Source organism: Prevotella sp. P5-126 (assembly GCF_002251185.1).
Lineage (GTDB): Bacteria > Bacteroidota > Bacteroidia > Bacteroidales > Bacteroidaceae > Prevotella.
Map to the genome: position 1 here is coordinate 229,449 of NZ_NPIZ01000053.1, position 12,676 is coordinate 242,124.

Here is a 12,676-nt window from a genome sequence, read left to right on the forward strand (position 1 = left end):
TTTCATGGTCTTCATCATCTTTTTGGAATGGCTGTTTAATGGTCTGTCAACCCAAGCGTCAGTATGCTGAAGCGTATATTTTTTGCTACTTGCATCTCTTGAATACAGGCCATGGCGGTGGCACCTGTAGTGCAGATGTCGTCTATCAATAGGATATGTCGGTCAGAAAGTGCTGAGGCATCACGCAATACAAACATGTTTTCCACATTTTTCTGGCGTTCAGTGTGCCCCAACATCGTTTGACTTTGTAGGAAATGCTTGCGACGGAGCGCTTTGGTAATTACTGGAATAGAGGTGATTTTACTGACTCCACGTGCCAAGTATTCGCTTTGGTTGTAGCCTCGTTGATGTAGCCGGCGGCGCGAAAGTGGTACCGGAACGATGGCATCTATATCGTTAAAGAACCCTGAGGATAATAGTTCTTTTGCCATGATTTCCCCCATAGCCATCGCATAGTCAGGATGCCGATAGTATTTTATAGCATAAATGAGGCGCGCTGAAACATTGTGAGGATTGAAATGGACGAATGCCACGGCCTTTTCTATAGGTACGATACCTTGAAACAAGACGGTCATAGGATTATAGTCTGCCGTCAGTTCGTAGTGGGTACGCGGCAGTCTTGTGGCACAACTGCCACAAATGGCTTTCTCGTCGAAGCCCAACCGACTGTCGCAGATACTGCAATGGCGGGGCAGAATGGTGTCGAGAAGCCTATTCCATATCGTATTCTTCTTCGTCATCGATACTGATACACTGTTTGATAATATCCATGGTGAATCCTCTGCCGATGGCAAATTTGATGAGCTTCTGCCGCAGTTCATAGTCGTTATGCGCCTTTACTGAGCGTCTTTTCTGTTGTAGCAATGGGCGCAGAATGGCAATGTATTCCTCGTCGTCGATACTGTCGAGCACTCGTTGGCGTATGTCTTCGGCAATGTGTTTCAGCCACATGGCCTGTTCGACCTTGCGTCGTCCCCATTTATTGTATTTCACTTTGTCGTTGGCAAAAGCACGTGCAAAGCGCTCATCATCTACATATCGCTCGGTTATCAGCCGTTGCATCACTCTCGCCTGAGCATCGTCAGCAATTTCCCAACGGCGCATTTTCTCCTGCATCTCATATTCGCAGTGTTCAGCTTGAGCACATAATGCAGCCAAGCGGAGGTAGGCTTCTTGTTCTGTCATCGTGTTCATCGGCGGCAACGGATAAAGCGTATTTTGCCAAAAGCATCGCTACGGGGCGTCACTTCGCTAAATCCAGCATTGTGAAGCATTGTGCAGAGACCATCGGCATAGAGTGGATTGATTTCGAAATAAAGGTAACCTTGCGGTAGAAGTGCCGTTAAGGCATAGCGTGCAATGGCGCAATAGAATCGCAGCGGATCGCTATCTGGCACGAAAAGTGCTGTGTGTGGTTCGTAATCGAGTACGTTTTTCTCCATCGCTTCAGCCTCGTTTTGACAGATATATGGCGGATTGCTCACGATAATGTCATAGCGCTGATTATCATCTTCATGATTTTGTAGTGCATCGCGCAATATGAAATCAACATGTGCGTTCAGGTTTTGTGCATTTTCTGAAGCCAGCGAAAGGGCATCGGGGGATATATCCCATGCTGTAATCTGTGCTTTTGGCTGTGCTAATGCCATAGTGATGGCAATGCAACCACTGCCTGTTCCGATATCGAGCAAACTGCTGAATGGTGTGGAAAGCATCCATTGACAGAGTTCTCCGGTCTCAGGTCTGGGTATTAAAGCCCGTCGGTCGGTATGGAAAGTATGTCCGCAAAACTGCGTCTTGCCTAATACATACTGCACGGGCTCATGGTTTTTCAATCGTTCTGCCACTTGTTTGAGGTCGCTGTCATCGATGTCTGCATCGCGTCCGAGACAGATATCGGTGAGCGATAAACCATAGCGCACTTCATAAACCAAGCGTGCAATGGCTTTTGCCTCACCCTCGTCGTAGGTCAATGCCAGTTGTTTACAAAGCGTATTGTACGTCATTCCTACTGCAATAGAAGTGGGTTAGGGGTGTTGCAACAGCTGGATAGCCTTCATCACGATGTCGTTTTGCTCATTCATGATAGAGAAATACTCATCCATATTCCATAGGTCGCGTGCCACAAGTGCCTTCATTTGGAGACGAAGGGATGGGAGTGACTTTTGCAATTCGGCATCGTCTTTTGGTTTGACACCGTCTTTTGCAGCCTCTGCCAACATTTGGTCAATCACATCTTGCGGCACTTCATAGGTGTTTTTGAAAGTCTCAAACACAGGATACTGCTTTTGCAACTGCTTGCGATGTGTATCCACATAGCGCAGATTGGCATTGATGATATATGATTTGGCAGCAATCTCTCTGTAGAAGGGAGTATAGATTGTAGTGTCGAGTGGCACATAATGGTCGGGCATGATACCTCCTCCGCCATAAACCGTACGGTGTTGGCGCAGTGTATAGCATTTCAGTGAGTCGGCAAAATGTATGCTGTCTGCATGTTGCAGTTCGCCACTGGTCAGTCTGTTATATACATCCATGGCGTAATCTTCTGCTTTTCCTTTCACGTATGGTTTTTGGATACAGCGTCCAGATGGTGTGAAATAGTGGGCTATAGTCAGTCGAATCATTGATCCATCGGGCAGGTCAACAGGTCGTTGTACCAGACCTTTACCGTATGATCGACGTCCAACCACGATGCCGCGATCTTGGTCTTGTATGGCACCCGTCACGATTTCAGCGGCTGAAGCCGAGTAACTGTCAATCAACACAGCGAGCTGACCTTCCTCAAAGAGTCCTTTTCCGCGTGCTTTATAATCTTTGCGTGAGGCTTGTCGCCCTTCCATATATACAATAAGGTCGCCAGCGTGAAGCATCTCGTTGGCAATTTCCACTGCAGCGTGCATATATCCGCCACCGTTTCCTTGCAGGTCAAGTATGAGCGAGGTCATGCCTTGTGCCTTTAAAGCTTTGAGGCGTTCGCGAAATTCTTCGTGGGTTTGTGCCCCGAAGCTACCGATTCGGATATATCCTATCGTTGGTCTGATCATATATGAGGCATCGATAGTCTTCACAGGAATCTTGTCGCGGATGATATCGAAATGAAGCATGCCCTTGATACCGCGGCGTACAACGCCCAAGCGCACTAATGTTCCCTTTCGTCCGCGCAGTCTGCGCATGATTTCTTCGCGCGACATTTTTACGCCAGCAATCGCAGTATCATTGACGGTGACTATTCTGTCGCCCGCCATGATGCCTTTCTTTTCAGACGGACCGCCTACCACGGGTTGTATCACGAGTAGTGTATCTTCCGACATATTAAACTGCACACCGATGCCCTCGAAGTTGCCTTGCAGTGGTTCGTTGCTTGCTTCCACCTCTTTTGCGGTAAGGTAACTGCTGTGCGGATCGAGTTTTTCGAGCATACCTCGTATGCCGTCTTCCACCAATCGCTGTTCATCTACGGTGTCCACATACAGGTTGTTGATAGCCATCTCTGCTATTTGCAGTTTGCGCAAGGCTTCTCCTCGCATATTGATGCGCAACTGTGCTATGGCAGCCAACGGCAACAATAGCATGAGGTATAGTATATTTCTTTTTGAAATCATGTTTTCTTTGTTATTCGTAAACGTCTTCTGGTCGGTCTTCCTCTATCACGAGGTTGTCGATGATAAAGTTCTGTCGCTCCATAGTGTTCTTGCCCATGTAGTATTCCAATAGCTTTTGCACCTGGTCGTTCTTATGCAGCGTCACCTGTTCGAGTCTGATATCAGGTCCGATAAAGCCAGCAAACTCTTCTGGGCTTATTTCTCCGAGACCTTTGAATCGTGTGATTTCCGGGTCCGGTCCTAATTGTTGTATGGCATTGATGCGTTCCTCTTCGCTATAGCAATAGCGTGTGATGAAGTCAGTCTTCTTTCCTTCCGTCTTAGCGTCAGCTTCTGCCACCACCTTTTTGTTTTTTATTTTGGTTCTACGGTTGCGCACTCTGAACAAAGGAGTCTGTAGTACATATACGTGTCCCTTTTTGACAAGTTCTGGAAAGAACTGCAAGAAGAATGTAATAATCAGCAGTCGGATGTGCATTCCATCGACATCCGCATCGGTAGCCACTATCACTTTATTGTAGCGCAACGTGTCAAGGCTCTCTTCGATATCGAGTGCAGCCTGCAAAAGGTTGAACTCTTCGTTTTCATAGACCACCTTTTTGGTCAGTCCAAACGAGTTCAGAGGTTTACCGCGCAGTGAGAAAACCGCCTGTGTATTCACATCTCTGCTCTTTGTGATACTTCCGCTTGCCGAGTCGCCCTCAGTGATAAAGATGCAACTCTCCTCTTTTCTGTCGTTTTTAGCATCGCTGAAATGGATGCGACAATCGCGCAGTTTGCGGTTGTGCAAGTTAGCTTTCTTTGCCCGTTCACGTGCAATCTTGGTCACACCCGCCATTGCTTTGCGCTCGCGTTCGCTCTCTTTCACCTTCTGCTCTATGACTTCAGCCACGTCGGTGTGGATGTGCAGGTAGTTGTCCACCTCCTGTTTGACGAAGTCGCCCACATATTTATTAATAGAGACTCCATCGTTAGGAGACATAGTGAGTGATCCCAACTTGATTTTGGTCTGGCTTTCGAACATCGGTTCCTCTACGTTGATGGCAATAGCAGCAACGAGTCCGGTTCGAATATCCCCATATTCGTATTTCCCGAAAAATTCCTTAATTGTCTTGGCGATATGCTCTTTGAATGCACTTTGATGTGTACCGCCCTGAGTTGTATGTTGTCCGTTGACAAACGAATAATATTCTTCACCATACTGGTTGGCATGTGTGAATGCAATTTCTATATCTTCTCCCTTGAGGTGTATGATGGGATATAGGGGATCGTTGGTCATTCGGTCCTTCAACAAGTCCTCCAAACCATGTCGGCTGAGTATTCTTCTGCCGTTGTACATGATGGCGAGACCAGTATTGAGATAGGTATAGTTGCGGAGCATGTTTTCCACAAAGTCGTTGTGGAACTGGTAGTTGACAAACAAGGTATTGTCTGGCTCGAAGAAGATGTATGTTCCATTCTCGTCGTCGGTCTTTTCTGTCACGTCACTTTGCAGTTGTCCGCGCTCAAAAACCGCTCTTCTTACCTGTCCATCTCTATATGATGCCACTTCAAACCTACTGCTTAACGCATTGACTGCTTTGATACCGACGCCATTGAGTCCTACAGATTTTTTGAAAGCCTTAGAGTCATATTTACCGCCCGTATTCAGCATACTGACCGCTTCGATAAGTTTTCCTTGTGGAATGCCACGTCCATAGTCGCGCACCGACACCCGCAGTTGGTCGTCGATGTTGATTTCTATGCGGTCTCCGGCATTCATTTTAAACTCGTCGATAGAGTTGTCTATGACCTCTTTCAGCAATACATAGATGCCGTCTTCAGCCAGCGAACCGTCGCCCAGGCGTCCGATATACATGCCCGGTCTTGTTCGCACGTGTTCCATATCCGACAGATGTCGGATATTGTCATCTTCATATCTGATGGTTTGCTCGTTGGTGTTGATGTCTTCGCTCATATTGTCAGGTTAGATATTCTTTTTATAACAGCGGCGCCGCTTATGTTGTACGTGTTCAAGATACTGCCATTGGCTCTGCACTTTATCGTTGGTTTCCATCTCGACATTAGTCTCTCCCCATTCAAAGCCATATTTCTGATACCATGGGATGAGGTCGTAGAATAGCAAAGCGTTAGCGCCTTTGTTTTGATATTCAGGCAGAATGCCTACCAGCATAAGATCTACAATCTTTGTTTTGTGGAATTTCAGAGCCTTGAGTAAGTGCCACCAGCCGAATGGGAACATTCTTCCGTTGTGGCATTTCTGCAGTGCTTTAGTCAGCGACGGTATAGATATGCCCACTCCAATCAGTTTGTGGTCTGGCGTATTCCAGTCTTCTATGAGAGTGACGAGATTGAGGTCGAGTACAGGGAAATACATTTTGAGGTATTCGTCAATCTGCGCTTCGGTCATTTGCGAGTATCCGTAGAGGTTTCCGAATGTTTGGTTGACCACGTCGAACACTTTTCTTCCCACCTGTTCTTTGCCAAAAACCTCGCTACGTTTTATCTTTCTTACGTGAAGGTTGTATCGCTTCATCACCATTTGTGCGATTTTAGCGTATTTGTCGGGCATCGTTCCCTTTTTTGGCACAATAAGTTTGAACTCCACGTAGTCGTTGTCTTTCTCCCAACCGCCCATCTGTTCCATGTGTTTTGGATAGTAGGGATAGTTGTAAATAGTCGCCATCGTACCCAATTGGTCGAATCCTTCAATGAGCATACCCTCTGGATCCATGTCCGTATAGCCGAGTGGTCCTACCATTTCGGTCATACCTTTGGTGCGCCCCCATTGTTCAACTGCCTCAAGTAATGCTTTCGAAACCTCGATATCGTCAATGAAGTCGATCCATCCGAACCTCACGCTTTTTCTCTGCCAGCGTTCGTTGGCTCGGTTATTGATGATGGCAGCCACGCGTCCAACAATCTTTCCGTCTTTAAAGGCGAGGAAATATTCAGCTTCGCAAAATTCGAAAGCCGCGTTTTCCTTCTTGTTGTGCGTATGTTTCTCGTCGCTGTATAGGTTGGGCGCATCATATTTATTGCCTCTATACAGGTCATAATGGAATTGTATGAAGTCTTCCAGAAGTTTCTGGCTATCTACTCTCTTTATTTCTATTGATGACATCTCTTCTTCTTTTTATCTATAAATAACGTCCAGAATTGATGCAAAGGTAGTGAAAAACTGACAAAAAGCCAAACATTTAACCTATTTTACGGCATACGAACAATACGTGGTTGCCATCTGGAAGTGTGGTGCCGAAGATGTATGTATCTCCACCGTCTTTCAGCTTGAGTTTCTTGCGCAGTACTTCTGCCGATAGTGGAAAGTTGCGCACTGCCACATTGGCGCGGTCTATACCAGCAAGTGCTTGTCTCAGTTCGCGCTTGTTTAAGGAGCATTGTTGCTTGACGATGAAACTTCTACCAGGGAATGATTTCACTGCTGTGTTGCTTAGGAAGAGGTGTGAATTGGCAGCCACCTGTTGCATGGCGAAGGCACGTCCCACTTCAGTGAAGCATCCGCCTTTCATGATACTGGCATTGGGTTCATAGAGATAGGTGTTGTCCAAAGCGCTGTTGTCAGTTGCTGTGGGTTGGCAGGTTGGTGTTTCTGTTGTGTCGGAAGGGCAGAACCGTTGTTCATCGTTGATACAAATGAGTGTTGGATTTGCCGAAGCGCGATGGTCGATGACAAGCAATAGCTCCTTACATTCATTTTTCACGCTGACGATATGTACCTCGCTGGCACCTCCCAGGTCATCAACCGCCTTTCGCCAGTCGAGCATAGGCGATAGTTTCATGACTATATGTTCAGCCTTTTCGCGCAACACAGGCATCATGAGCGTGACATCTGGTGTGCAATCAGCCAGTCCGTAGGTGCGTGCGCCATGTTCGTCGCGCCTTGCCGGGTCTATGAATATGACCGTAGCACGCGCCATCTTGTTGACAAAGTCTTCTGCATCATCGTTGGCAACGGCGGCTTCCAACTGCAGTATGGGGAAGTTGTGGTGTGCCAGTTGACAGAGCATTTCATTGCGTTCCACGTAGGTTCGCCTGTCGAATGCCCTTGCCATGAACGAGAAATCGATACCCATGCCGCCTGTAAGATCCACATAGGAAGTGTCTTTGCCGCCCCATCTCTCCACGACGTTTGCTTTGTATTGAGCCGTTTGTTGGCTCGATGCCTGTTCCATGTTGAGGTGTGGTGGGTATAGAATGTTGTCGCATGCCGCCCAGTCGGACAGTTTTCGGCGTGCAGTCTGCCATCCGGCAATCTGTTGCAAAGCCAGTTTCAGATCGATGTCTGACGCAGGTTTCGTCAGCGCCAACTGGCGGATGTCATCGTTGCGATGTTGCTTGATGAAGGTAAGGGTGCTGTCGTTCATTGTTGGGAATGGGGGATGGAGGACTGAAGGAGATGCTTCGGTAACGGTTGCGGCCTTTCTTCGCTGGTGGTTGCGGCTCTTTTGGGGTGGCTGTGGGCTGTAAAAACGAGGAGGAGTCAGCGTTGTGCGGACCCCTCCCAGTGTTATTTTTTCACGCTGATGTTATTTCACATATTCCGCGAAATCGGTCAGTCGCATATCGCCCTTGCGTGCCAATGAGTCGTGCATAGCGAATGCAGCGGGCAGATTGTGGCGTGTGTGACCGCCTTTGGCAATCTTCATGTAGTCCCACAACAGTTGCTTGTAGTCTGGATGTACGCACTGCTCGATAATGAGTTTCGCTCTTTCTTCCGGACATTTACCGCGCAAGTCAGCCACACCTTGCTCTGTTACGATGATATTGACATCGTGTTCTGAGTGGTCCTGATGGCTTACGAAAGGCACGATGCTACTGATGAGGCCGCCTTTGGCTGTTGACGGACAGGTGAAGATAGAGAGGTAAGCGTTGCGCTCGAAGTCTCCCGAACCACCAATACCGTTCATCATCTTCACGCCACTGATATGTGTAGAGTTTGCATTGCCGTAGAGGTCACACTCAATAGCGGTGTTGATAGCGATAACACCCAGTCGGCGAATGATCTCAGGACTGTTTGAAATCTCGCTCTGGCGCAGTGTGAGGTGGTCTTTGAAGTAGTCCATGTTGTCATAAACCTGCATGAGGCAGTCGTTTGACACGGTCAGTGAGCATGCTGATGCATCTTTCACGCGACCTGTGAGCATCATGTCAATGACAGAGTTCTGTATCACTTCGGTGTAGATATTGAAGTCGGGCACCTGCTTGTCTTGTCCCAGCGCACCGAGGATAGCGTTAGCTGTAGATCCTACGCCACTCTGCAAGGGGAGGAATTCCTTAGGAATACGTCCCTTGGCGAGTTCTGAAACGAGGAATTCGGCAGTAAGGAAACCGATTTTTTCTGTTACGGGGTCAGAGTCTTTGAACGCTCTTGCCTCGTCGGGGATGTTACATTCTACAACGCCCACGAGCTTGTCTTTGGGTATAACTACATAGGGCACACCGATGCGATCGCCAACCTTTTCGATGGGGATAGCCTTGCGGTAAGGAGGATCGAGAGGTTCATAGACGTCGTGGATGAACTTTGCGTTGGGGTTGTGGAAGCTGTTCAGTTCGAGAATCACATGCTTGGCGAGGCGTGCAGCCGTTGGCGAGATGCCACCAGCAGCGGTCAGATAGACGTGATACTCGTTGCCACATTCCTCGATGTCGCATACTTCGAGTATAGCCCAGTCAATCTCACCATAGAAACCATAGCGCAGTTCCTGTGCCATGTGGCTCAGGTGCAGGTCGTTGTATGGGATTTCTCCCATGTTGACGCGCTTGCGGAAATCTGGATTGGTGGTATATGGAGCACGGTATTTAATGGCCTGTGCATTGGCCAGTACGCCATCTGTGGACTGTCCGGTCGAAGCACCGGTGAAGATACCAACTTTGAACTCGCGTCCAGCAGCGTGTTCTGCCTCTGCTTTCTTTGCCAGTTCTCTTGTGACAGCTTTGGCAACACCAGCAGGCGTGAAGCCACTCATGGCGATGTTGTCGTTGTTGTTGATCAGCGCTGCAGCTTCTGCAGCGGTCATGCGTGTATAAGCCATTTGTTTTATGTTTGGGTAGTTTATATTCCGTTAGTGGGTGCGAAATTACGAAATATTTGTTGAAAAGTCAAATTTTGAAGTCAAAAACTTTGTTTTTCGGTGTGTTATTAGTAATTTTGCAAAAGTAAAACTTAAAATAGAATGGAATCCAAACTCGTAATATACAATACGCTAACTCGTCAAAAAGAGCGTTTTGAACCATTGAATGCACCTCATGTAGGCATGTATGTGTGTGGTCCTACCGTCTATGGCGACCCCCATTTGGGCCATGCTCGCCCTGCCATTACCTTCGACTTGGTGTTTCGTTATCTTCGCCATTTAGGTTATAAGGTTCGCTATGTGCGCAACATTACCGATGTGGGCCACTTGGAGCACGATGCCGATGAAGGCGACGACAAGATAGAAAAGAAGGCTCGTTTGGAGCAATTGGAGCCGATGGAGATAGCCCAGTACTATACCAACCGCTACCATCAGGCTATGGAAGCCCTCAACGTGTTGCCTCCGAGCATCGAACCGCATGCCACTGGTCACATCATCGAACAGCAGCAATTGGTGCAGCAGATATTGGACAATGGTTTTGCCTACAAGTCGAACGGTTCTATCTACTTTGACATCGAGGCTTACAACAAGCAATATAAATATGGTGAACTCAGTGGACGATCGCTCGAAAACACGAAGGATGAGAGCCGCGAGTTGGCAGGTGTGGGTGAAAAGCGCCACCAAGCCGACTTTGCTTTGTGGAAGAAAGCATCGGCAGAGCACATCATGCGCTGGCCTTCGCCATGGAGTGACGGTTTCCCCGGATGGCACTGTGAGTGTACAGCCATGGGCCGTAAGTATCTTGGCGATACTTTCGACATCCACGGTGGTGGTATGGATTTGATTTTCCCACACCATGAATGTGAGATCGCGCAAGCCATTGCATCCCAGGGACACCCTATGGTTAAATACTGGATGCATAATAATATGTTGACCATCAACGGTCAGAAGATGGGCAAATCGCTGGGCAATTTCATTACGCTCAACGAGTTTTTCAGCGGCAATCACCCATTGTTGGAACAGGCCTACAGCGCCATGACCATCCGTTTCTTCATACTTTCTGCCCACTATCGCGGCACTGTTGATTTCTCCAACGAGGCATTGAAGGCATCGGAGAAGGGCTTACAGAAACTGTTGCAAGGCATTGCCGACCTGAAGCGCATCAATGTCAGCGCACATTGTGATAGTGAGACCGAACATATTGTGAAGTCGTTGCGCCAGAAATGCTACGATGCTATGAACGACGATTTGGCTACTCCGCAGGTCATCAGCCATCTGTTTGAGGCTTGCTCGGTAGTCAACAAGCTCGTTGACCATAAAGCTACCATCTGTGCCGACTGTCTGAAAGAGCTTAGCGACACCATGCGCCTGTTCACATTCGACATTCTTGGTCTGCGTGAAGAGGCGAGTGAAACAAGCCAGGAGCGCGAGCAAGCCTTCGGAAAGGTGGTCGATATGGTGCTTGAATTGCGTGCCAAGGCCAAGTCAGATAAGGACTGGGCCACATCAGATAAGATTCGTGATGAGTTGGCAGCAGCAGGTTTTGAGGTAAAAGACACTAAGGATGGTGTCACCTGGAAACTTAATAAATGAGAACAATTTGATGTATTTTTACATTGTTTAGTATAAAAGCCTTTTTTTATAAATCATCGTTTAAACAGGCCGATGTGATATCGCCCTGTTTTTTTATGATCATGTTTTTGGGGCAATGCACGAAGCATCAATCACGTGTGTATAGGTCCTCAGCACCATGTATAGCGTTGGAAGCCAGAAAAACCATGTTTTTCCGCCCACTCTTAAGAGTTGTGTAACATGATGGTATATAGTGTATTATAGTGCTATGCGAGTTGCGTTACTCAGCAATTTCAATGAATTTACTCAGCAATTTCAATGAATTTGGTCAGCAATTTCAATGAATTTACTTCGCAAATTCAATGAGTTTGCACATCAACGAATATTTCGTTCGTCTCTTATAAAAATCAGTTAGCAGAGCAAATCAATTTGAATTACTCTGCAAATCAATTTGAATTGCTCTGCAAATCAATTTGAATTACTCTGCAAATCAATTTGATTTGCAGAACCAAGTGACCTACATCAACAAGTAAAGTGCTATCGGTAGGCTATTTACCGAGATATGCTTCGCGCGTTAGGTATAGTGCAACGGTGCAGCAGCGCAGATACTCCTGCGACATATACACCATTCCGCCATAGGGATTGTCGGTTCCCCATGAGTTTTTCATCTTAAAGAACAGCCGCCCGTTGGGGTGGCGCGCCAGTCCTATTATCGTCATGCAATGGTCGTCATCGGGTCGTGACGAGGTGGTGTGGTCGGCTATGCCGCTACGAAAAGAAAATCCACTGTTGCTGATATCACCCTCCCAACAAACGGGATGGCGATGGTGCAGGGCACGCAAGACTATGGCAACCAACGAGTCTTGAGGCACGTTGAGAAAGGTTTCCCGCTCCCAGTTGTCGGGATAGTCTGCCACTATCCTCTTGCCATAAGGTTGGGTAGGGTCGGAAGTTACCGCCATGTATTCCTCTGGTCCACACACACTGTGGGCAAACTCCTGTGGCGTATAGCGTGCACCGAGCATGAACACCCACTGTGGCAACGGCAGTTGGTCGTGGGTAGAGTCGGGATAGGTGTCGAACGGCACAATACCTTTATTAGCCATCAAGCGGAGCAAGGAGTGCCCCATACCACGCTGTCGCTGTTTTCCCACCAGCCTCTTGATATAATAAGGTGATAGGTTTACCGAGTCACCTCGGCAGATATGTTCCGTCTCGATGGTGGCGAGCATGGCATAAGCCCAGCAGAGCGATTCGTTGCCTTGGTTTTTGACAGGAGTGAACGGCAGACTCACCACCTCTTGAAAAGCCACAGGCGGTTGGTTCCTGCATCCTCCCGTCAGCAGGATGATACCGATGAGTAATATAGCAGTAGCGTGTTTCATGCGTGCAAAAGTACATAAAGAT

General features: G+C 47.7%; 10 protein-coding genes. 1 reads left to right on the plus strand and 9 read right to left on the minus strand.

Annotated features, from left to right (window positions below; all coding sequences use genetic code 11):
- Window positions 1–35 precede the first annotated feature (35 nt).
- From CIK90_RS05905 to CIK90_RS05940, 8 genes are all read right to left on the minus strand, one after another.
- Window positions 36–740 carry a ComF family protein gene (locus CIK90_RS05905; protein WP_094464573.1) on the minus strand — a complete coding sequence of 235 codons (705 nt, stop codon included), beginning with the start codon at window positions 738–740 and terminating at the stop codon, window positions 36–38.
- Entirely contained in the window at window positions 712–1,185 is a 474-nt protein-coding gene (locus tag CIK90_RS05910) for a regulatory protein RecX (RefSeq protein WP_371593383.1), read from the minus strand. Before CIK90_RS05910 ends, CIK90_RS05905 begins: the two co-directional genes overlap by 29 nt.
- A gap of 5 nt (window positions 1,186–1,190) precedes the next feature.
- Window positions 1,191–2,006: a peptide chain release factor N(5)-glutamine methyltransferase gene (gene prmC / locus CIK90_RS05915; protein WP_094464574.1), complete on the minus strand. Its 816-nt coding sequence runs from the start codon at window positions 2,004–2,006 to the stop codon at window positions 1,191–1,193.
- 21 nt (window positions 2,007–2,027) lie between these two features.
- Window positions 2,028–3,605, minus strand: coding sequence for a S41 family peptidase (locus CIK90_RS05920; protein WP_094390996.1), 1,578 nt, complete (start codon window positions 3,603–3,605; stop codon window positions 2,028–2,030).
- A 10-nt stretch (window positions 3,606–3,615) separates the two neighbouring features.
- Window positions 3,616–5,562: a DNA topoisomerase IV subunit B gene (locus CIK90_RS05925; RefSeq protein ID WP_094390995.1), complete on the minus strand. Its 1,947-nt coding sequence runs from the start codon at window positions 5,560–5,562 to the stop codon at window positions 3,616–3,618.
- Window positions 5,563–5,571: 9 nt separating this feature from the next.
- Window positions 5,572–6,729: a GNAT family N-acetyltransferase gene (locus tag CIK90_RS05930; RefSeq protein WP_094434931.1), complete on the minus strand. Its 1,158-nt coding sequence runs from the start codon at window positions 6,727–6,729 to the stop codon at window positions 5,572–5,574.
- Between the two features lie 76 nt (window positions 6,730–6,805).
- Window positions 6,806–7,990: an SAM-dependent methyltransferase gene (locus CIK90_RS05935; protein ID WP_094464575.1), complete on the minus strand. Its 1,185-nt coding sequence runs from the start codon at window positions 7,988–7,990 to the stop codon at window positions 6,806–6,808.
- Window positions 7,991–8,152: 162 nt separating this feature from the next.
- Window positions 8,153–9,658 carry a succinate CoA transferase gene (locus tag CIK90_RS05940; protein WP_094390992.1) on the minus strand — a complete coding sequence of 502 codons (1,506 nt, stop codon included), beginning with the start codon at window positions 9,656–9,658 and terminating at the stop codon, window positions 8,153–8,155.
- A 141-nt stretch (window positions 9,659–9,799) separates the two neighbouring features.
- On the opposite strand from CIK90_RS05940, the gene cysS reads away from it, so the two are divergent.
- The gene (gene cysS, locus CIK90_RS05945) at window positions 9,800–11,290 is read left to right on the plus strand and encodes a cysteine--tRNA ligase (protein WP_094390991.1); all 1,491 of its coding nucleotides are present in this window, start codon (window positions 9,800–9,802) and stop codon (window positions 11,288–11,290) included.
- Window positions 11,291–11,817: 527 nt separating this feature from the next.
- On the opposite strand, the gene CIK90_RS05950 is transcribed toward cysS, so the two are convergent.
- Entirely contained in the window at window positions 11,818–12,654 is an 837-nt protein-coding gene (locus tag CIK90_RS05950) for a C1 family peptidase (RefSeq protein WP_254046293.1), read from the minus strand.
- Between the last annotated feature and the right edge of the window lie 22 nt (window positions 12,655–12,676).

Coding starts and splice junctions, on each gene's coding strand:
- CIK90_RS05930 (WP_094434931.1), bottom strand. CDS start 6,729: ATGTCATCAATAGAAATAAAGAGAGTAGATAGCCAGAAACTTCTGGAA.
- CIK90_RS05905 (WP_094464573.1), bottom strand. CDS start 740: ATGACGAAGAAGAATACGATATGGAATAGGCTTCTCGACACCATTCTG.
- CIK90_RS05935 (WP_094464575.1), bottom strand. CDS start 7,990: ATGAACGACAGCACCCTTACCTTCATCAAGCAACATCGCAACGATGAC.
- CIK90_RS05920 (WP_094390996.1), bottom strand. CDS start 3,605: ATGATTTCAAAAAGAAATATACTATACCTCATGCTATTGTTGCCGTTG.
- cysS (WP_094390991.1), top strand. CDS start 9,800: ATGGAATCCAAACTCGTAATATACAATACGCTAACTCGTCAAAAAGAG.
- CIK90_RS05910 (WP_371593383.1), bottom strand. CDS start 1,185: ATGACAGAACAAGAAGCCTACCTCCGCTTGGCTGCATTATGTGCTCAA.
- CIK90_RS05950 (WP_254046293.1), bottom strand. CDS start 12,654: ATGAAACACGCTACTGCTATATTACTCATCGGTATCATCCTGCTGACG.
- CIK90_RS05925 (WP_094390995.1), bottom strand. CDS start 5,562: ATGAGCGAAGACATCAACACCAACGAGCAAACCATCAGATATGAAGAT.
- prmC (WP_094464574.1), bottom strand. CDS start 2,006: ATGACGTACAATACGCTTTGTAAACAACTGGCATTGACCTACGACGAG.
- CIK90_RS05940 (WP_094390992.1), bottom strand. CDS start 9,658: ATGGCTTATACACGCATGACCGCTGCAGAAGCTGCAGCGCTGATCAAC.